The 19878-nt window shown below is 49.1% G+C and carries 28 protein-coding genes and 1 rRNA gene; 3 read left to right on the top strand and 26 right to left on the bottom strand.

The genetic code is table 11. The features are described 5' to 3' along the window. Positions 1–353 precede the first annotated feature (353 nt). The 12 genes from NZD86_RS12145 to NZD86_RS12090 form a co-directional block, all read right to left on the bottom strand. Positions 354–1888: ribosomal RNA gene (locus NZD86_RS12145) — 16S ribosomal RNA — on the bottom strand. A gap of 383 nt (positions 1889–2271) precedes the next feature. Beyond that, positions 2272–3360 carry a DEAD/DEAH box helicase gene (locus tag NZD86_RS12140; RefSeq protein ID WP_268041941.1) on the bottom strand — a complete coding sequence of 363 codons (1089 nt, stop codon included), beginning with the start codon at positions 3358–3360 and terminating at the stop codon, positions 2272–2274. 222 nt (positions 3361–3582) lie between these two features. Beyond that, positions 3583–4173 carry a hypothetical protein gene (locus tag NZD86_RS12135; protein WP_268041939.1) on the bottom strand — a complete coding sequence of 197 codons (591 nt, stop codon included), beginning with the start codon at positions 4171–4173 and terminating at the stop codon, positions 3583–3585. A gap of 27 nt (positions 4174–4200) precedes the next feature. Beyond that, complete coding sequence (locus NZD86_RS12130) at positions 4201–4413, bottom strand: hypothetical protein (protein WP_268041937.1); 213 nt, start codon at positions 4411–4413, stop codon at positions 4201–4203. A gap of 4 nt (positions 4414–4417) precedes the next feature. Further along, on the bottom strand, positions 4418–5038 hold the full coding sequence (locus NZD86_RS12125) for a hypothetical protein (protein WP_268041935.1): 621 nt from the start codon (positions 5036–5038) through the stop codon (positions 4418–4420). Further along, positions 5035–5919: an FtsK/SpoIIIE domain-containing protein gene (locus NZD86_RS12120; protein ID WP_268041933.1), complete on the bottom strand. Its 885-nt coding sequence runs from the start codon at positions 5917–5919 to the stop codon at positions 5035–5037. Before NZD86_RS12120 ends, NZD86_RS12125 begins: the two co-directional genes overlap by 4 nt. After that, positions 5852–6205 carry a hypothetical protein gene (locus NZD86_RS12115; RefSeq protein WP_268041931.1) on the bottom strand — a complete coding sequence of 118 codons (354 nt, stop codon included), beginning with the start codon at positions 6203–6205 and terminating at the stop codon, positions 5852–5854. The genes NZD86_RS12120 and NZD86_RS12115 overlap by 68 nt, the downstream gene beginning before the upstream one ends. After that, positions 6202–6456: a hypothetical protein gene (locus NZD86_RS12110; protein ID WP_268041929.1), complete on the bottom strand. Its 255-nt coding sequence runs from the start codon at positions 6454–6456 to the stop codon at positions 6202–6204. The genes NZD86_RS12115 and NZD86_RS12110 overlap by 4 nt, the downstream gene beginning before the upstream one ends. A gap of 10 nt (positions 6457–6466) precedes the next feature. Continuing rightward, positions 6467–6625: a hypothetical protein gene (locus tag NZD86_RS12105; RefSeq protein WP_268041927.1), complete on the bottom strand. Its 159-nt coding sequence runs from the start codon at positions 6623–6625 to the stop codon at positions 6467–6469. Between the two features lie 86 nt (positions 6626–6711). Beyond that, the gene (locus NZD86_RS12100) at positions 6712–6834 is read right to left on the bottom strand and encodes a hypothetical protein (RefSeq protein WP_268041925.1); all 123 of its coding nucleotides are present in this window, start codon (positions 6832–6834) and stop codon (positions 6712–6714) included. Positions 6835–7079: 245 nt separating this feature from the next. Then, the gene (locus NZD86_RS12095) at positions 7080–7265 is read right to left on the bottom strand and encodes a hypothetical protein (RefSeq protein WP_268041922.1); all 186 of its coding nucleotides are present in this window, start codon (positions 7263–7265) and stop codon (positions 7080–7082) included. After that, positions 7262–7453: a hypothetical protein gene (locus NZD86_RS12090; RefSeq protein WP_268041920.1), complete on the bottom strand. Its 192-nt coding sequence runs from the start codon at positions 7451–7453 to the stop codon at positions 7262–7264. The genes NZD86_RS12095 and NZD86_RS12090 overlap by 4 nt, the downstream gene beginning before the upstream one ends. A gap of 136 nt (positions 7454–7589) precedes the next feature. Between NZD86_RS12090 and NZD86_RS12085 the strand changes: the two genes are divergently transcribed. Both NZD86_RS12085 and NZD86_RS12080 read left to right on the top strand, forming a co-directional pair. Then, the gene (locus NZD86_RS12085) at positions 7590–7793 is read left to right on the top strand and encodes a helix-turn-helix transcriptional regulator (protein ID WP_268041918.1); all 204 of its coding nucleotides are present in this window, start codon (positions 7590–7592) and stop codon (positions 7791–7793) included. 85 nt (positions 7794–7878) lie between these two features. Further along, entirely contained in the window at positions 7879–8130 is a 252-nt protein-coding gene (locus tag NZD86_RS12080; RefSeq protein ID WP_268041916.1) for a hypothetical protein, read from the top strand. Positions 8131–8186: 56 nt separating this feature from the next. On the opposite strand, the gene NZD86_RS12075 is transcribed toward NZD86_RS12080, so the two are convergent. The 8 genes from NZD86_RS12075 to NZD86_RS12040 form a co-directional block, all read right to left on the bottom strand. Beyond that, the gene (locus tag NZD86_RS12075) at positions 8187–8594 is read right to left on the bottom strand and encodes a hypothetical protein (RefSeq protein WP_268041914.1); all 408 of its coding nucleotides are present in this window, start codon (positions 8592–8594) and stop codon (positions 8187–8189) included. A 14-nt stretch (positions 8595–8608) separates the two neighbouring features. Further along, complete coding sequence (locus NZD86_RS12070; protein ID WP_268041912.1) at positions 8609–9244, bottom strand: Panacea domain-containing protein; 636 nt, start codon at positions 9242–9244, stop codon at positions 8609–8611. A gap of 477 nt (positions 9245–9721) precedes the next feature. Further along, positions 9722–10279: a hypothetical protein gene (locus NZD86_RS12065; RefSeq protein ID WP_268041910.1), complete on the bottom strand. Its 558-nt coding sequence runs from the start codon at positions 10277–10279 to the stop codon at positions 9722–9724. A 65-nt stretch (positions 10280–10344) separates the two neighbouring features. Continuing rightward, positions 10345–10857, bottom strand: a complete 513-nt coding sequence (locus NZD86_RS12060; protein ID WP_268041908.1) for a hypothetical protein — start codon at positions 10855–10857, stop codon at positions 10345–10347. A gap of 12 nt (positions 10858–10869) precedes the next feature. After that, positions 10870–11829 carry a GH25 family lysozyme gene (locus tag NZD86_RS12055; protein WP_268041906.1) on the bottom strand — a complete coding sequence of 320 codons (960 nt, stop codon included), beginning with the start codon at positions 11827–11829 and terminating at the stop codon, positions 10870–10872. Further along, the gene (locus NZD86_RS12050; protein WP_268041904.1) at positions 11826–12263 is read right to left on the bottom strand and encodes a DUF1003 domain-containing protein; all 438 of its coding nucleotides are present in this window, start codon (positions 12261–12263) and stop codon (positions 11826–11828) included. Before NZD86_RS12050 ends, NZD86_RS12055 begins: the two co-directional genes overlap by 4 nt. Positions 12264–12277: 14 nt before the next feature. Beyond that, a complete protein-coding gene (locus NZD86_RS12045; RefSeq protein WP_268041902.1) occupies positions 12278–12613 on the bottom strand; it encodes a hypothetical protein in 336 nt (111 codons plus the stop codon). 2 nt (positions 12614–12615) lie between these two features. After that, positions 12616–13122 (bottom strand): hypothetical protein, encoded by a 507-nt coding sequence (locus NZD86_RS12040; RefSeq protein ID WP_268041900.1) that lies wholly within the window; start codon positions 13120–13122, stop codon positions 12616–12618. A gap of 21 nt (positions 13123–13143) precedes the next feature. On the opposite strand from NZD86_RS12040, the gene NZD86_RS12035 reads away from it, so the two are divergent. After that, the gene (locus tag NZD86_RS12035; RefSeq protein ID WP_268041898.1) at positions 13144–14679 is read left to right on the top strand and encodes a TPR domain-containing glycosyltransferase; all 1536 of its coding nucleotides are present in this window, start codon (positions 13144–13146) and stop codon (positions 14677–14679) included. On the opposite strand, the gene NZD86_RS12030 is transcribed toward NZD86_RS12035, so the two are convergent. The 6 genes from NZD86_RS12030 to NZD86_RS12005 all read right to left on the bottom strand — a co-directional run bounded on the left by NZD86_RS12030 (position 14673) and on the right by NZD86_RS12005 (position 19875). After that, positions 14673–15323, bottom strand: a complete 651-nt coding sequence (locus tag NZD86_RS12030; RefSeq protein ID WP_268041896.1) for a hypothetical protein — start codon at positions 15321–15323, stop codon at positions 14673–14675. The genes NZD86_RS12035 and NZD86_RS12030 overlap by 7 nt on opposite strands. 12 nt (positions 15324–15335) lie before the next feature. Next, positions 15336–15866 (bottom strand): hypothetical protein, encoded by a 531-nt coding sequence (locus tag NZD86_RS12025; RefSeq protein WP_268041892.1) that lies wholly within the window; start codon positions 15864–15866, stop codon positions 15336–15338. A 3-nt stretch (positions 15867–15869) separates the two neighbouring features. Next, the gene (locus NZD86_RS12020) at positions 15870–16439 is read right to left on the bottom strand and encodes a hypothetical protein (protein ID WP_268041890.1); all 570 of its coding nucleotides are present in this window, start codon (positions 16437–16439) and stop codon (positions 15870–15872) included. Next, positions 16436–18358: a glycoside hydrolase family 78 protein gene (locus NZD86_RS12015; protein ID WP_268041888.1), complete on the bottom strand. Its 1923-nt coding sequence runs from the start codon at positions 18356–18358 to the stop codon at positions 16436–16438. The genes NZD86_RS12020 and NZD86_RS12015 overlap by 4 nt, the downstream gene beginning before the upstream one ends. 76 nt (positions 18359–18434) lie before the next feature. Then, the gene (locus NZD86_RS12010) at positions 18435–18743 is read right to left on the bottom strand and encodes a hypothetical protein (RefSeq protein WP_268041886.1); all 309 of its coding nucleotides are present in this window, start codon (positions 18741–18743) and stop codon (positions 18435–18437) included. Further along, positions 18733–19875 carry a hypothetical protein gene (locus NZD86_RS12005; RefSeq protein WP_268041884.1) on the bottom strand — a complete coding sequence of 381 codons (1143 nt, stop codon included), beginning with the start codon at positions 19873–19875 and terminating at the stop codon, positions 18733–18735. Before NZD86_RS12005 ends, NZD86_RS12010 begins: the two co-directional genes overlap by 11 nt. Positions 19876–19878: the final 3 nt, after the last annotated feature.

The following is a 19878-nucleotide window of genomic DNA, read 5'->3' as shown; positions in this document are numbered from 1 at the left end:
GCTCAGTGCGTTGTCCTCCTCGTTCCTTGTATTCCTCGCGCCTCTTTGTCAAATATACTTCCCGGTTACGTTAACCTGTTACTCGCATTTCGGTTACCGGTTTTTCTTACATTCGAGGTTGTTCCATATTCAGTTGCCAAGGTACCTTGCACCCTCTAATATGCTGCGGATTTCATCATTGGTCGTCCTCAGACTCGCTCACGTACAAAACAGTACGCTCACTCCTCTTCGTCCTTCCGCCTCGATCTCCTTGCATCTTGTAGCGCGCCTTGAGTTTGCCTGAGTCACGAAGACTCTTTGGCTCCCTCAAAACTAAACACATTTCCACGACCTGAAAGGGTGTTTCTCCGTAGAAAGGAGGTGATCCAGCCGCACCTTCCGATACGGCTACCTTGTTACGACTTCACCCCAATCATCAACCCCACCTTCGGCGGCTGGCTCCGATACAGGTTACCTCACCGACTTCGGGTGTTGCCGACTCTCGTGGTGTGACGGGCGGTGTGTACAAGGCCCGGGAACGGATTCACCGCGGCATGCTGATCCGCGATTACTAGCAATTCCGGCTTCATGCAGGCGAGTTGCAGCCTGCAATCCGAACTACGAACGGCTTTTTAGGTTTTGCTCCACCTCACGGCTTCGCTTCCCGTTGTACCGCCCATTGTAGCACGTGTGTAGCCCAGGACATAAAGGGCATGATGATTTGACGTCATCCCCGCCTTCCTCCGACTTACGCCGGCAGTCACCTGTGAGTCCCCATCTTTACATGCTGGTAACACAGGTCAAGGGTTGCGCTCGTTGCGGGACTTAACCCAACATCTCACGACACGAGCTGACGACAACCATGCACCACCTGTCACCCCTGCCCCGAAGGGAAGGTACATCTCTGCACCTGTCAGAGGGATGTCAAGCCCTGGTAAGGTTCTTCGCGTTGCTTCGAATTAAACCACATGCTCCACTGCTTGTGCGGGCCCCCGTCAATTCCTTTGAGTTTCAGTCTTGCGACCGTACTCCCCAGGCGGAGTGCTTATTGGGTTTCCTTCGGCACTGGGGTGTGTCCCCCCAACACCTAGCACTCATCGTTTACGGCGTGGACTACCAGGGTATCTAATCCTGTTTGCTCCCCACGCTTTCGTGCCTCAGCGTCAGTCTCTGTCCAGCAAGGCGCCTTCGCCACTGGTATTCCTCCACATATCTACGCATTTCACCGCTACACGTGGAATTCCCCTTGCCTCTCCAGCACTCAAGTTGCGCAGTTTCCAGAGCAGTCCCAAGGTTGAGCCTTGGACTTTCACTCCAGACACACGCAACCGCCTACGCACGCTTTACGCCCAGTGATTCCGGACAACGCTTGCCCCCTACGTATTACCGCGGCTGCTGGCACGTAGTTAGCCGGGGCTTCCTCACTCGGTACCGTCTCACAAGGAGCTTTCCACTCTCCTTGTCTCTCTCCCCGAGCAACAGAGCTTTACAACCCGAAGGCCTTCTTCGCTCACGCGGCGTTGCTCCGTCAGGCTTGCGCCCATTGCGGAAGATTCCCTACTGCTGCCTCCCGTAGGAGTCTGGGCCGTGTCTCAGTCCCAGTGTGGCCGGTCACCCTCTCAGGTCGGCTACGCATCGTCGCCTTGGTGAGCCGTTACCTCACCAACTAGCTAATGCGCCGCGGGCTCCTCTACCAGTGATGCATTTGCATCTTTCAATTCACGAAGATGCCTTCGTGAATGTTATCCAGCATTAGCACCCGTTTCCGAGTGTTATTCCAGTCTGGTAGGCAGATTGCCCACGTGTTACTCACCCGTCCGCCGCTGACATCCGAAGATGTCCGCTCGACTTGCATGTATTAGGCACGCCGCCAGCGTTCGTCCTGAGCCAGGATCAAACTCTCAATAAATGTTACTGGCGTTTCGCCAGAATGTTATCCGTTTGTCGCGACAACCGAAGCTGTCTCGACTGAAACTTTCAGGCGTGGTGTGTTTAGTTTTCAAGGAACCAAAATCAATCAGTGCCGTCGAAGCGGCGAGAAATAATATACCATGAATCGATGTTCATTGTCACTGGTAAGTTCTGCATTCGTTCTCGCATTTTCGTGTCTCCGAGTGAACTATCGAAGCTCATCTATCTGAGACAAGCTGTCCAACTCAATTCGCAAACCGAACCGCGAACAAATGCGCCAGTGATGCGGTATATTGGGTCACTCTGAAAGACAAGCTTCAGAAGCGACGTCGACTAATATACCATGCTTGGAACGTATAGATCAATATCATTTTCGCCCTTTTACCTATCCAATGTTTCCCTTATACGATGGACGTCCTTCGCGTCCCACGCTGTTATTTTAATGTTCGCCTCCTGTAAAAAAGCCAATGGCGCAGTTCGAACACCATCGCGTTCGAATGGAACAAATAAAATCAATGCGAACTTCGCCCGAGTCATAGCCACATAGAACAGTCTGCGCTCTTCATTCCTCCGTTCACTGTCCGTTCCCGACATGAAGTCTCGGTCGTGTGTAACACTTAAGTGAAGAAGAATAACAACATCCCACTCTTTACCCTTACTGTCGTGGAACGTTCTGAATTCGACATCAACCCGATTTGTCGGCGAGCCGCCTGACTGAACACGCTCACGATAACGACGCCAGGCTTCATACAATTGGCGGCGGTTTCGCGCTAAAACGGCAACCGATACGCTCGCCGAGCTATTTTCGATGATGCCCTGCAGGATGTCTGAAACGACGGTGGTTTGCACTAACGTGTTCGTAACACCATATGCTTGAACGAACCCAGCAGCATTGGAAGTCGCTTGAAGGGGCTTTTCGATCCGATCATTCAGGTGGCGAATGAATGTGTCAGCGTGAGACACGATTTTACGGTCTGAACGAAAATTGAATGTCAATAAGTACTGTTTTGCGTTAGAAAATGTTGCCGTTCCCTGTTGCAAGTACTTTGGTGAAGCACCACGGAATCCGTATATCGACTGGTCATCATCGCCAACGACGAACACAGGAAGGTCGAAACGTCGATGTAACGCGTTTACAATTCCCCATTGAACATCATTGGTGTCCTGAAATTCATCTACCAATAGATACTCTAGCCCATCGAAGTAGGGTAAAACCTGCGCACGTTTAATGACCTCCAGGGCGGACAATAAAATATCATCGTAATCCCAGCGATGTAACTTAACCTTCAGTTTTTCATACAATTGATAAACACGTCTAAGGCGTCGCGTTGGGGGACCGTGTCCGTTACCAATCGTTCTCGAATATGTCGTTAGGTGCTCAACAATCTCTCTGTGTGTGATTCGGTGCAGACTCCCGTAGACAGTTGCAATCGCTTCACCCATGAGTTTGAATTGTTCCGTTCCATTCATAAGAACCGGTATATTCGCATTCACTTCCAGCAGCGCGCGGAACATCTGGGCGTGGAAGGTGAACTATCAACTCTGCGAAACTTAGTGATATCTAATGTATAGAAATGATGCGGTTTTCGATACTCCATATCACTTCATAAAACTGTGTAAAACTTGAGTGTGATTTGCAGACTGATTTGCAGATTAGCAAAAAAGAGCGGAAGCTAAACAGCTCCGCTCTCTTTACGTTCCCCTCCACAACTGGATCATCTTCATCGCATGATTAAAACGTTCGCGGACTTCATCCTCCGTTAGCTCCGACCGTCGCTTGTGTTTCAGGTTGCCGACCTTTCCGTCTCGCCTTAACTTCTCAAGTTTCCTTTGGATCAGTCGATAGCGCTTATCATATTGAAACAGCCAGTGCATTTCAGAGTTCAAACCTTCAGCATCCACAGAGATAAAATACCGTTTGAGTTCCGTCTCATGATCATCTTCATACATCCACAGGACCGTATGGTTTGTCGTCTCAAGAAGTTCATCAAAGTATCGAACAAAGTCTTCCCAGTAATCCAAGTTGTCGTACATATCCAAACGGAATCCCGCGATAGAGCAATGGAATGTTTGGTGTTGCTCGTCGGTCAGTCTCCCCTCCGCGTAAAACCGGCTATTATATGCATCCAATTCGTCGCAGAAGGGAAGGCCGTTGTGATAGTCACGCGTTTGGTAAATGACATACTGAACGTCACCCAGATAGCGCGTCATTAAAGCGAGATACATCCGGAAGAAGTCGTTGTCGGTGCGATCACTTCCGAACAGGATTGGGATGAGATCCAATGAATCACTCCTAAGATGTGTGCTGAATTAGGTAGGTGAGTTTTGCTCCGTTGTTCGGCGCTTTGTGCGGGTTCTAGGTGCGGTTTCTTCTGTGCTGAGAATGGCCTTAAACATGGTGTCGAGTTGATCAATATACGCTTGCAACTCAATAACAGCAGGATGGTCAACTTCGCGGGATAATAATTCCACTTTAGCATGCATTTGCGTGGTTAGGAAGTCGGCAAATTGTTTTTCGAGCATGAGATCACCTCACTCTCATAAGCGCGCGTGGAACGTCCTTCACATCACGGCACACAATCGTATCTGGTGGTGCTTGAATTGCAGTATCCGACTGATCTGTGGTAACGATAAGAAGTACATATGGTTCATCGTCAAACTTCTGCTCGTTATACCAGGCCAGCCGTTTATCCCATTTCTCCAGCCACTTCTTTGGTGAAATGATGCTGCGCTGATATTCAGCTAACATGCGTTTCTGATTCCATGTGAAATCGACATCAAATTGTGCATGCGGTTCTGTGGTCCAGCGAGAAGGGCGCCCTCCCGCGTAAGTCAGCGCGAGCCATAGGTCTCCCAATCCCAGCCAATGGTCACGACGCTGTGTATCGCCCGCGATTGATTTGAAAGTATAACCGTATTTGCGCTTCGCTCCGGTCGTAAGTCGCCACAGCCATTGCTTATCACTCGTGCTGCGCGTTTTCTCAAACACGCGAGGATACAACGATAGAAATTCACGTGCACGCTTCTGCGGCTGTGAGCTATCACGCAAAAAGGGATGTGTCGCCAATTGCCGGGATGAAAAAATGCGGGCGGCGGCAGCGAAAGCCAAAACAAAGTTAAAAAAATCGTTATATAAAGAAGTTTTCATGAAATACGGCCCCATCTTTTAGTCTTCATAGGGGTTTCCAAGCAGGCGACGTCGCCTGCTTCCTGCACCTGCTCGTCTCTGAACCTCACCTCGTCACGAGGTATATCGTAGAACGTATCAGAGGGAATTAGCGGCTCGATAAGACGTTTAAGAACCTTCTGTGGGACATACGGTGACTGGATTTCAATGTCATGTTTGACGAGTGGCGACTTGTATAAGAATCGCCCTGGGATCCATCTAAGTTTCTCGGCACCTTCATGTCGCAACACAATCTTACTGTCGAGTTCGTTCTCTGTACGGAAACAAAAGACACCTTCTAATTGACCGCGGATCGCAACGGGCAACGTATCGGCGTCCGGTCGTTGCGTGCCATAAATGATGTTCACTCGCGGCTCCCGGCCAATGCGTGCAATGCTGGAGAGATAATGCATAGCGGTACGTCTCATGGCTTTATCTTCGTCGGTTACGGCAAACGCAGGCGACAGCTCTCCACCTTCATCGATTAGAACGATCAGGCGCGAATAAACAGGTTCACGTCGGAACACTGCACGGAGCCTTTCGACTTCGATAAGGCGCTCGACCATGGTCTCATACGCCTTTTTGATCGCGTCAACCGCTTCGGGAACAGTCTTGAAAATGCCGTGTACGTGTGGGAACCATTGAAACGGTGCGAAGCTAACTCCATTCTTCAAGTCGATAATGATGAACTCCAGTTGCTTAGGCGAATACCGCATACACATGTAAGTCACCAGGTAACGGAGAAATTCGGTTTTCCCTGATCCCGTTGCGCCGGCCACTTTAGCGTGCGGTATCTTATTTATGTTGTGGTATACGGTCTGGTTGTACCGCGTCTTTCCTATTGGGATTGACCAACTCGTCATACCAATCTGCACCTCCGAAGTCCTGACGACGCTTGGTGTACTTACGTCGAATTGTACCCGCCAACTTGATGATGAGCGGGACCGCACACAATGCGCAGCATATAGTCACAAAACCGTTCGTGCCTATCCAGCCAGACACGTTCGTCAATAGCGCTCCTGTGTAACCATTCCCGTCGACTGCAAAGCCACTCATCGCATCGCAAATCTTCTCCAGACCTTTGTAAGCGATGAAAGCGCAAAGTCCATGAACGGCTAAACTTTCGGCTGTAAGTTTGCTCTCGCTCATATGGGCAACCACTCCACAATGGTCTGAACGACACGCACACTCACGTCGATCCACCAGTTTTGTATTAGGCCGTCGAAGAATTGCATCATATGAACTTTGTCTAACCCGGCACGCCCAAGGATTTGAATAATCGCTTCAAAATGTTGGTGAATGGCTTCAGCATCAGCTTTCGACAAGTGTTCCTCCGGGCCCCAGACAAGTGAATCCTTACGCATGACCGGGGTGTTTGGGAAAACCTTTGTGACATCCATGTTCACCCTCCTATTCTCCAAGCGCTATATGAGCGATTGTGGCACCAACGATAATTCCACCAACAACTTTGACCGAAATACCGAGACCTGTTCCGATAGCGGTTAACGCTGCCGGGTTACCGAGAGACCATAAAAGGGCTGGCACAATAAGCGATACCACGTCACTCACTCGTCTCCTTCCGGACGTCTTCGATGTCATCCCAATCAACTTCTGGCAACTCCGCACTACCCTCCAGTAAGTCATCATCCATGTACTCACCCTCCAAGCAACGCTGAAATGAGTTGCACAACATCATGCAAGTTTGACTGCGTCATGGGGTCGGCTGGATTGATTCGAACGAACTTGTTTGTGATGTGTAGAATGAGGCGCGGCCACACGTTGAATCGCCTCCTCATAGGGATAGATCGAGCGCCGAATATGGCGTTCCCAGCGTTGCATTACGATGCGGATTATGATGACACCGATTACGGTTGAGGTAGTCATCCGATCCACTCCATTACAATTTTTATTGCCTGTGTCATCTTCTCGGGAATCTCCTCTTTAGGTACCCCTGTCTCTTTCAGCAACTTTACGGCCTTGTGACATGCCTCCAGATATAAGTGCAGATTCATCGGTGCAACGTCTACAGGAGGTTTGATGAACAGTGGCACTCACCGCACCCCGCTTTCATGTGCAAGGTGGTCATGAACGTTTCGTACACATCAATCGCCATGTGAGCCGCCATGAGACGGCTAATCTCGTACTTCTCGACAAGCATTTCGCCTAGAGCCGCAAGGACGGCATACTGCAACTTTTCCTCCTCACTCATTTCCCGTCACCGCCTAACTGGACCTTGACGGATGCTTCCGGCGGTTTCTGCTGCCGCTTCAACTCTCGAGCAAGGTACTGCTTCATAAGACCACTAAAATTCGTCCGCTTGCTCAACTCGTACATGGCGCGTTCCGTCGGGTCATTGAGGTTGAAAAATACGTGTCGCTTCTTTGATCCGTACTCCATATCGCCTCACCTTTCATCGTGTCGTTACTTGACGATACGTGGAGAGGGCTTGGAGATATGCGTGGACATAAACACTTTTTCCGTTTGTGTGAAGGTAAAGGAAACCGGACAAAGAAGTGTATGTATGGTGATTTAAATGATCAGGTCTAATTTGCGTGAAGTGATTGAGCAAAGAGGAATTAAACAGACGTGGCTTGCTGAACGGTCTGGTGTAACCACGACCACTCTTAGTCAGATAGTAACTGGTAAACGAGTGCCGACATTAGAGGTGGCGTTCCGGATCGCGAAGGTCTTGGACTTGAGGATAGATGAAGTGTGGTACCACGAGGATGACGAATGATGAGTTCCCGCGAGCACAGAGAGGTAACGCATGACTGAAGATAACCAAGCGAGCAAACATACAAAAAAAGAGGACGATCCACAGCGTGAGCCGCATAGTAAACCGACCAATCCACGTAAACCGCATAGACGATAAAGGCCGCCCACTCGCGTACACAGACGCTGAAGGCACTGAGCACCGCATAACGGACTACCTAGACGAGTGGCGTGAAATGGGCGACTGGATTCGTGATGAAGGTGAGCGTGTGATGTATCGAGTGTTGACGGCTGATATGGCTCTTTTAGAGTTGGAACATCGATGGGATGACGCGTGGCTTGTGTATCGGGTGTTTGATTGAGTGGGGCTGTGGTGAGGTTCGGTATGAAGGAAAGATGAAAAAGCCCTCAGAATCCATTAGTTTGGTTTCCGAGGCGCTATCACACCTAATCCAGCTAATAAACGCCTATCCATAACGCGCAATGATTGCTCGTCCAACGTATGTATATAATCAGAATTACGAATGTCCGTTGCAGAAAGCATAACAATATAACTTAAGTCAATATAGCCATGGTCAAGAATCTCGTCGTCTTGACGGATGGCTAACATACTTAGATCTTGAACCGGATGTTGAGATGTAGTAGTGACGTGTTTTGGTTCAATTGAGTTTATTAACGCAACTGCTCGAAAAGGATGTTTCGAAAAATGGTCATCCCCCTGGAGGACCACAAAATACTTATACTTCCCTTTTTTCTGATAGGTTTCATCGGCTAAAAACTTGCCAGGCAGATGCGCTCCGCGCACCTGCCCTCGAATTATCGGCATTAGTGACCGCAAATTCAATTTTCTACATCCACCTGTTTGAGATATTGGTCAAGGGACTTTCGTGCGATACCTTTAGTTAACTCGTGGTTGGATTTCATTTCGTACACCATGTCATCCGTCGGTTCAGATATGACTTGCCCGGACGCAATCTCATCATTGAGTTCGTCCTGACAATTTTGGATAAATGAGTCGTACTCATCGACTTCACCAAATTTATTGCTGTAATACGCATACATCGAGTTCGTGGATATCTCGTCGTTTATGTGACCATAAGCTTGACGCCACGGGTCTTCCGCATGAGTTAGATTGCGTAATCTAATCGCAGACATGTCACCAAAGCGATCCCATACCCAGATCAACGAATCGAACTGATCCCCGTCAAATGCACCCAACGCATCAAATCCATCCCCTGCAATAGCGGGTATCGGATCTCGACCATATACCTTATACTCATGGTAAATCTCAGGGCACACAGGACCGTGTTTCCATGCTTTAAACGGAACGTCGACGAGTGGTTTCCCATGACGTGCCAAATGAATGGCTTGCGCATAAAAACAAAGCTTCTGCAGCTTCATATTGCTAATGGTTCGACCGTCGCGAGATGCACGGGTAATGAAGAAGCTGGCAACATCAGAAACATTTGCAGCCATCTCAAATCCCCCTCTTCCGGCCTTTTGAGAACCATAATTGACCCTCAAAAAGATAATTAACGGTTCGCTAGCTGCGAACGTATGTTCAATTCATTATAGAGTCACAATGACACCATGTAAACATTTTGCAAACATTTGTTCATACACGTTGATGTTTGTCCATGTCAATTTGTTATTCCCGAGCAATCATCTTGTTATCCAAAATAAGCCCCCAGTCCGAAGACTGAGGGCATCCGGTGTCTTTGAGACAATACCAGTACTTGTTACCTGTGTTATGTAAACTAACATGTTATGATGAGGACGGAGGACACTTGCACCTACATACCTGTAAGCGTAGGTCGCAAGATGTTTCTCCTCCCTACATAAAAGCCCCACCTCCGAGGAGGCAGGGCATCCGGTTGACCAAGGAGGTCACTGTTTACGATACGGCGGGTTGAGTAGCCTGTCCATTATCTGTAGGAGATCCGCGCATTCTGTTTAACGGCCCGTCTTTAGTGCAGGACTCCATGGAGCATACCCAGCCTCACCTGCTATTGCGGGTTGCCGCGTCAAGCCGACTTTCTGCGCATATCGATCTACAATGCTGATGACATCCAAGTGATGTAGTTGTCCTAGTGTGGCAGATGCTTCATTTCTAAGTCTCGGCCTAATGGGATACAGTGTAATTGGCTGAACCGTCCCCTGCCTTACAGGCACTTCAAATACCACGTGTTCGTTATGACCATTCGCCACGCAGATGGCTGTTACGACTCCTAAGTCTTTAAAACGTGGATCGACATCTACGTTGAGAGGCACCGACCAAACGCCATTAGAGTTTGTTAATCCAGTAGTTAGGACGTTGCCACTCCTATCTATGATGATTAATCGAGCACCTTGGAGCGCTTTAAAGTCTTCTGCCGACACGACTCGGAATTCTACATTGGCACTGACAGTAGCCGTTTGAGCGTACGCTTTTGGTACATGGATGGCAGTTCCCATACTCACCACGCCAAAGCAGAATAAGGCAGTACATAGCCATACACGGATTCTCTGCAAAACAATACCCCCTTTTCATAATGTGTATGGTTATCTATGCGACGCCCTATCATGCGCGTCGTTCTTTAGGAAGACTGTCCATTATCTGCAGTATCAGTCGCTTTGGAGAGTAGGACAGTCAATTCCTGCGCCTTCACATATGCAGCGTCCCCTGCGAACATCTGCGCGAGCTGAGGCGCATCTTGGAATGCCTTCGCGATCTCCTTCTCTGTCGCTTCCACTGACGATGGCAAGTGTTTCTGTACAAACGCGATGGCCGCCCCTTGTTCTGCTGGGCTCAACTCGCCCCACACTTTCCCGGCTCCATGGAGTGCCGCTTGCGTCCATTGGGCGAGTGCGGAATTCTTGAGTTGATCTGCCGTGTGATTGAGCTCAAGATGTAACTTGGCTTCCACAGCTTTAGCCGCAGGTGAACTTAACAGGGTCTGTGCCTCATGTTCGGCTGCAGGTAGCAGTTCCGTCGCCAACGCTTGCAATTTCTTGTTCTTCATCTTCGAGATTGAGTATTCCACGACTTTGATTCCTGCGACCGCGATACCACCCGTGTACAAATCGTTCAGATTGAATCCTGTAATCATTCGAATCTCTCCTTATCCTTTGAGAAGTTGAGTAGCTTGTTCAAGAAGTGATAGTGCCTTTTGTATGTCATCCGGCGTTGGACCGGTTGATGCTGGAGGTTGTGGAGTCGGCTTAGGCGCTGGCTTCGGTTGTAAGGCGGCATTAAGCGCGGCCCATGTAGCGGGACCGACAACACCGTCTTGCGTAAGTCCATGGTCCTTCTGGAACTGCTCAACCCCTTGGAGTGTGTGAGGGCCAAATGCACCGTCAGCGGAACCGACAACGGTGTAGCCGAGTTGAATTAAGTCTTTCTGAAGTTGGGCAACTGCCGATCCCGTGGAATTCAGTTGGACAGTCGGGTTACTCATCGGTTGCATGTCTCCTTCCGTGTAATTTCCGCGCAATGCGTCTACAGACGGGGCGTAGCTCATGTCGACCTTTCCAGGGATGCCGTTGACGGTCTCCGAATCCGTGTACTGCCACATGAGATAGGACGTCCAGTCACCACATTGGGGCACCGAAGGAACGCCATAGTCTGCGATCCATAGCGGTAAATCGCCTAGACCCGACAGACCGTACGTGTTCACGTACCAAACGCCGGTGTAGAGCATGACCTTGCGGCCAGTCTGGGCTTGTACATAATCGACGAAGGATCTCGCCCACGCTGTAATTTCTGCACCGGTTAGCGCGCCCGGGCTGGTTGGAGATTCCAGGTCGAGCACTGGCATAAGGTCCGTTGGTGTCTGTTGGAGTGCTGAAACAAAGTGCTTCGCCTCGGCAATCGGGTCATTCGATTCTGGGTGCGCAAAATGATAAGCGCCCACCGATATGCCTACCGAGTGAGCGCCTTTTACGTGCGATATGAATGTTGGGTCGTTCCATGTGGCTCCTTCTGTGGCTTTGAAGAACATTGCCCCAATGCCACCTAAGACAACGGTCTTCCAATCGACACTAGGCTGATAACTTGATATGTCCGGGACTTCGATACTCACTTAACCACCTCACTGTCATGCGGCTTTACAGCCTCAAGGATCTCGTTTATGTCGTGGCTATCCTCCTCAACGTGTTCCATAAGCACACTGATGATCTGCTGGGTGCCCTCTGACAGGTTGAGAATAGCCTCCGTCATCCGGTGGACTTGTTCGGCCTGCTCCCGGTCTTTGATGGCTCTCTGTAGGTCGATCTGCTTCTGCCGTTCCTCGCGTGCCTTATTACGTCGTTCGGCCCAGAGAATGAGGATGGACATATTGATTGCCAGCCATGAGACAGTCAGGGTATAGAAATTTCCGGGAAAGGGATCGAAGAAATGTGGGTCGACGAGTCCGAGTGTTACCCATAGCACAGATATCGAGTTAAACAGAACCAAAAATAAAAAGCCGCCGAATGAATCCACTAACCAGTCGACGGCTCGATTGATGATATTCAACAAATCGCCCCCTTTTAGTGATGGAACATTCCCCAGAGGGCTGCGACTCCCAATACACATTCAACAGCAAGGTGCGCTCGATTCGGCCATGCCTGCTTCGCTTCCTGGACGTCTTGGTCGTGACGGTTCCCAAGTTGTTTAATATCGTCGCGTAGATCCTTCTTTAGCTCCAAGAGATCGCTTTTCACATCAGTCTTTAACTCTGTCAGCGTGGCCTGCTGGGTCTTATATAGCGTTAACAGAGTGTCGTGGTCTCGCTCGATCCTCTCTTGTGCTCGCTGGAGTTCCTTGATGGCCTCTGTGTTCTCTTTCACCTGTACTGCTAAATCCACTTGATCACCCCTACTCATGTTCATTGAACCGGCCATTGCTTCACGGTTTTATACACATCCTCCGGCGAAGGAGGCGGCCAGTTTGGAACGCCGTCAAACCCGGCCTGGGACATGATGCTTTGCGCCAATGTAGAGCAGTACGGCCAGCGATTATTCGCCCATGTCACGAACCATCGCGGCAAATGCAAAAGGCCCCCGGAGATATCCCGGAGACCTTGGTCGATGATGCCTATCCATCCATATAATCGACCCACTTGCATATGTGCCCACGCGAGTGCACCGGGCAACTTAGCTGGGTCATATGGTGGCCGGAACACTTCGCATCGGTCATAGTCGATTGGGTTGATCTCTGTCGCTTGTCCATTCGCTTCAACTTTGTTGTAACGATCCAGCGCGATGGCGACGTGATACGCGTATCTATCCTCTCCTGGGTCGATCCGTTCCTCTCCGTATTCGATAAGGCGTGTGGTTAGATTCACCGGCTTGAAGTACACAAGAACATCGCCCGGTTCACACCATGTTTGCATGGTCTCACCCCCTCTTTGGGCATGAAAAAAGCGCCCCGAAGGGTGCTGTGGTACATAGTTTCAATTTCTTGTACGATAGTTCTAGCAGAAATGGACGGAGGAAATGTCGTGATAACGAATGAAGAAATCATTGAACTTTTGAAACAAAAGCAATTTAACGATGCAAGGTCTGCCTGCGTAGAACGATTGCAAGAAAACCGCATCGACAGTCAGGCGTGGTCTTCCCTAGGTGAATCCTTCGCTCAACAACAACATGGAACAATGGCGTTGAAATGCTTTCGTCGCGCACGTTTACTCGATCCATTCAGTCGGTGGATTGATGATGCTATTGCATTCAGCGAAGGTATCCAAGATGATTTTACTGATCAAATCGTAATGGACTTGCTCGAAGTACCACATAAGACAGTTACAGCGCTTCTATTGACTCGTGATAGCTCCCGTACCATTGCCGCCTGTCTAACACCACTGAAGAATGCCGTTGACGAAATCATAGTCGTGGATACAGGGTCGATTGACGATACTGTACAAATCGTTGAAGGCATGGATATCCACGTTCACCACTTTGCTTGGTGTGATGACTTTTCAGCTGCACGAAACTTTAGCCTTGGATTGGCAAACTCCGATTGGGTAATCGCCATCGATTCCGATGAAATTTTGAACCACGAAGACGTATTTTTGATTCGTGAAGCCGCTGGGATTTTTGACTCAGTCTCAGATCAGTTTGTTCTCCAAATCGTTAGAACAAATCAAGCCAACGGAATGCAAGGAAGGGACTTTGAAGCAAGAATGTTCCCTCGAAATCGGAACTTACGGTGGGTTCGGTCCATCCATGAACAAATTCGAAACCCGGACGAAACAAGACCGCGCAAGTTCTACATAAATATTCGTTTTTTCCACGATGGCTATGATCCGACCGTCGTATCCACTTACGATAAAGCACGGCGGAACGTCAAGCTGTTACGACAGGAAGTAAACAAATACCCAAATGATTTAGACATACATTTCTTCTTAGGTCGTGACGCTTTACGCATAGGCGAAGTCGAAGAAGCGATACATCATCTAGAAAAAGCATGCTCAATTGGAGAAAGCGTGCCGCAGCAAGATGTAGAGTTGTCGAACGTCTATAGGCTATTGACAATCGCATACGAGTCTGGTGGACGATATGACGATGCTGAACGAAATGCTTCAGAAACCATCACGCGTTTTCCAGCGTACCCAGATGGGTATTTTCAACATGCATCCTTATTAATGAGACGCATACACAAATATATCAACACCTCACTGCAAGAAATCGCGCAAGCCAAAGATAATGCTCGTTCCTACATCTCTATGGCGGACACCGATCCTGCACTCGCTACCTGGAAAACAGATATTGCCCATGGGGATCTGGCCAGGTTTTTGGGAAATCTTCGCGAAACGAGAAACTCGTATAAGAAAGCATTAAGTTATGGCTTACATCTACCCGAAGTTCAAAAGGCACTTGCAAACCTGGATAATGATATTCTCATGCTTGCCGAGGAAATCAAACGGGAACGAAATCCGTTGAATGATCAGTAAGTAGCTGGAGTCCATTGAATCGCGTTGACACTTGATGTCGTTGCGGTTGGGGATTGTACCTGCCCAATGAGATTAAGTACCTGTTGATGCTGTGCAGTCATAAACTTTGTAGCCGTCGACTCGATGCTGTCTAGCGTCGTTTGGTCTGGAATCGACACAGGTGAACCGTTCACATCCGCATACTGAACCGGGAACGTTAGAAACCCCTTTGCCACAGCATTCTGTGTAGCGTCCATATGCGTAATATCATCCGTCGTCCATCCGAACGTGTATTGCGTAGAACCGATAGTCACGTTAAATCCAGCGGCAAGCGTTTGGTTGTACATGTTCCTCAGTTGGGCTATTTTCGCCGTTTGTACGTCGGCTAACGTCGCGCCTATAGGATTCGCTGTGTCCCACGCAATTGCAGGGGGGGTCTGTGTAATGTCAACGTGATACGGATATGTGGCGAAGTTTTGAGCGTAATCTCCAAAACTTAGTTGTAGAACACCAACTGCATTCTGTTGATACTTCTGAAGTGCAGCATACATTTGAAAATCCTGTTCCTCGGTTGTCTCAACGACAGAACCTTGGCGTTCACCTGTGTCTAGAATGACATTCCCGGTTGACAACTCGTAGTAAATCTTACGCCCTATTTGATCCAACTTTACCCCTCCTTAACTATAGGCATACCATGTACCAGGAGATGCACTTACATATGTGGGTAATTGAAATCCGCTTGAGTTAACATAGGCGGACGATCCATCAACGTAACCCATCCACGTAGACGTATTTGTAGATGTCTTAATGAAATCACCGGTTCCGTCCCCATCAAATTGACTATAAATAGTCCTGCCAAATGCAGAACCATTATGAAACTCAATAACAATTAGCGATGGCTGGAAAGACAAACCAGAAACCGTTATATAGTACAATCCCGCCGAACTATAGTTGTGCGATAAAAATGTCAATTGACCTGAACTACTCGTCGTTGTGCCCGAAGCCTTTTGCGAACCTGGGTTTACGGTAATTCCAGAGTAGTATCCTGCTCCGAATGTTTGTGCTGAACCAGCAGGGTTGACCGTTAGAGAACCATTGTTAGCCATCGTACCTGCTGCTCCGTAGTTAGAACCGGCACTAAAGGTCTTAGTCGCTAACACGTCAGATGGGGACGCCGTCCCGGGAATAATTAACTGTCCATTAGCCATTCATTACACCCCCACAACCGACGCCGACGCATATACTTGATTCGCTATTCCTGCAGTGACAGACACAACGATTGGTGCCGCAGTAGTCACGTTGATGAACAGAGGTACAAGACTCCAGCTTCCAACACCTTCAGATTGAGTTGGTAATAATGTATTGGTCACTGGACCCCCGGCATCGTCATAGGTAACTGATACCGTCACGTTCGTGGACGCACCGGTCACACGGAAATATACATATACCACATAGTTACCGTTGGCCTTTGGTGTATAACTCGCTACAGTCGTTGCAGACGTGGAAGTCAGCTCAACCTCAATTGCATCCGATCCCGCCGAACCACCGCCGACTGGATTCCATGACGTCCCGTTACTGATGTAGACCTGGTGATTAACGATGGTGAGCGAATCGGCAGGGCCGACGGTAGGCATGGATGTTAACCCAGACTGACCGAGTTTTTGCTCTAGGGCCACGATTGCATCTTGGATATTATTCAGCACCGACGCGGCTATTTTTTCATTCACATTATCTGAGTGAACGGGATATGAGTCTATTGCATTAGGATATTGCGTACTCACGCACTTGCCACCTCCGTCCATGATATTTCAACATTGTGATACTGCTTGTGGTTGCGGGAAGGTACGGTATCGATCTCGCCGTAGGCATCTATCATGAATCCCTGTCCCTCATCTCCTCGCAAAAGAAGCATATTGTGCGTGTCGATCATGGATTGCAAGGACTCATATTGTTCTCGCGGAGATTGGGTACTGTTGAACTGGTCAACAACCATCGATTTGAGTGTTCCTGTTCTGTACCTCGTCGGTGAATACGCCACAATGGGATACTTGCCGGACGTTTGATACTCGGTACGCTGTCGATTCATCTTGAGTGGCACGTCGGCCACGTTAAGGTAGAACTGGAATAATGAACCTGTCGTCGGATCTGATAACCACCACCCATCAAACTCAACACTCCCTTGCGCTGTTTGTGGATTACCGATATTCCCCGATGTATCCACCGGAACCACGTTGTATTGATAGGTCAGTCCCGAAAATGGCGTGGAATCTGTGTATGATACGGTTGGCTGACCCGTATTGGATATCGTCGCAAGCAACTTCTGAATGCCGTTGTAGAGGCGGTAGACATTCCAATGGTCGATTGGCGTCGGTGTCGCTGTACCGCCTTCTAAATCTCCGTCAAAGTTGGCGAGGAACATCGACTCGAAGTTGAACGTTTGCTGTGTTGCATTGGTGTACAGTTCCTCGATATCGGAATCCGTCAGTGTTTGGGCTGTTAAGTGCGTCTGGTCGAACAAGGCATTGGCTTCATTGCCATCCTGTGGGGAACATCCGATATAAGCCGTGGTATAACTCATGTTCTTCACGACAACTGGGTTTGCGTAGGTACCTGTTCCAAACGTCATCACGCCAATTGTGTTGGACGTGGTTGTTGTGTCGACCTCCACCGTCCATTTGTACCAATTGCCACCGATGCCCACGAATGCATCAAGCGTTGACGTTTGCCGCAGAGCAACCATTAGCCAGTCATTAGCATTGAACGTCAATCCGCTGGGGCTAACCGTAGTCAATATATTGCCTGCAACACAATAATCCAGAATGAATGTCTGCCCAACAGGGTCATATCGTACTTCTACGTAATTGTTTGCATCAGCCTGGATGTGCGCGATCACCTGATCGTTTTTCATCGCTGATGATGCGATCTGTGGAGAAAACCACGACGTGTACATGAACTGGTTGAACGGCGCGACTGTGAAATAAACCTTTTCACCTAATGCGGCGACTTGTATTGCTTGCCCCCACTTACCCGGCTTGTACGTTTCACCCGGCCCCACATAGGTCCCGGGTATCGACTTTGGAGTATAAAAGTCTACCCGTATGGCGGCTGCATCCGGCAATGGCGTTGTGGATATGCCGACTGATGATGCAAGGCCATTGAAGTTTACAGTGAACTGGACTTTACCAGACGTTGTTGATAGCCCATCCGCGCTCGTGACGGTGAACTGAGCGTAATAGGTGCCATTTGGGAGTCCCGAGACAGAATACTGATTCGCTGTGTTTAAAACCGTTCCGCTGTCGGCATAAATCGTCGACTGGTCACTCGCGAAGATCACTGCGCGGAAACTCTGTTCAGACACACCTTGAGACTGAGAATAGGTACCCGCTACGGTAACCGTGTTTGCCGTGATGGTTTGCGCTGATGTTGGCGAGGTTACGGAAACAGTCGGAGCAGAGGAACATTTGAAAACTTGGTAATCAGACCAGGGTGACGCATTTCCTCCGCTGTCTGTGTACTGCACGCGCCATTTGTACTCGGTCCCGTTAACCAACGTGTTTGCGGGAATGACATACTGTGAAACACTGCTTGCAATGGACCCCGTATCGAATACCAAGGCACCCGTTGAGTTGTTATATACCTGCACGTCGTAAGATGCTTGCGTGACCGTGGTATCGGAAGATGAAAAAGCCCAGGTTGCCATAGCCGCCTGGGCTGCATCGAAGTTTCCGAGAACAAGTTGCGATGGTGCATACGGCGCAGTCAGATCACATCACCTCCTATGCCAGTTTTCTAGCGAGTACATAGAGATCAAGACTATTGAAGTTCACCTGTAGCACCCACACGGGCGTGTTTGCGGTAACATTGGCCGCGATGTCTGGATTCACAGGAATGTTTGTCGAAGAGACCGCCGATCCATTCAGATACACATCCGCGAACGTGTTCCCATTAGTTACTCGCGTCGTGCTCACCACACCTGAAATTAAAAAACCAGGCATCCCAAGTTCTCGAATGCGCTGGTTCACTCGGTCATCTATGAGTTGATGAAGCCACTTGATTGCTTTCGCTCTATCCGCTTTAGCTTGCAAAGTTTCTCACCTGCCATAGGTACCCGGTTTCATATGAAGTGCTGCTCGTTCCGAACGGAAGGGTGAAGCTGACTACTTGATACTTACCGCTCGTACCGTTTCGACTGTCCGTAATCTGATAAACGTCATCGACATCCATGAACGGCACCGGGAACACCTTGAAATTGAGTTTTTCGACCACTTGTAGGCGTTTCTTGTATTCGTACTCGGCTCGGTACTGTGCAAGCGCCTGCGTAGTAATAACGGGGTCCGGATTGCCATTGTTGTGCAGATAGACACGCTTGCCGATACGTTGGATGCTCGTTGGGCTATTCGGGTCATTGTCCTGCATGGTGTACGATACAAGCTGTGTCTGCGATGAACCGCCATACACGACGATGTAGTTGGCTAGGTTCGAGTCATCCGCTTGCCGTTGAGCGCCGGCCCACAAACTGAACGATTCTCCGTTCGCATCCAACGTAAGGATCGGCACTGTAGTGGTTGGGTCGATGGGCGCTCTAAGTCTCAGATATCCGTTTACATCATAAAAAATCTCCCATGTGATGATTCCGGCCATGTCGCTAATGATTTGGCTATACTGTGTTCCCGCCGGCCACGTCATGTCATAGGGGATTTTCTGCATTGATGACGTATCGTCGAATAGGAACATCGTTTCGATTCCATTCAGTACGGCCTTGATTTCCGTTCCGATATCACCCCCAGTTGCGACTGTGATGTTATCCTCGCAAATTCCGAGGTAATCCATCTTATCGCCACCTTGGAATTCAACCTCGTTAACCGCCTTACTTGATGCTTCTGAATCTGCGATAGGCTGAGAACAAGGAAAGACGCCTTGCGGTATCCACTCCCATTGACCATTCACCATGACTCCGTAAAACGGCTTGAAATATTTGTCCAACCATATGAGGTTGTTGGCTCCCCATGTAAACTGACCAGACGTGTTCACTAGCTTGATATCCATGCTTCTGATGGCGCTGCGGGAATTGTCACATGTAATCTGGCCGTCGAATATCTCATCGGTGAATTCAGCGAGCACTCGATAACTCCGGTCAAGAACTTGGAGTTTCCGAGACGTCTGGAATATCGGCCCCTTCTGATACAGCGCAAGAAGGTCGGATGATACAGGAATCACGTA

The organism is Alicyclobacillus dauci, from assembly GCF_026651605.1.
GTDB lineage: Bacteria > Bacillota > Bacilli > Alicyclobacillales > Alicyclobacillaceae > Alicyclobacillus > Alicyclobacillus dauci.
This window is presented reverse-complemented; position numbering and strand designations above follow the sequence as displayed.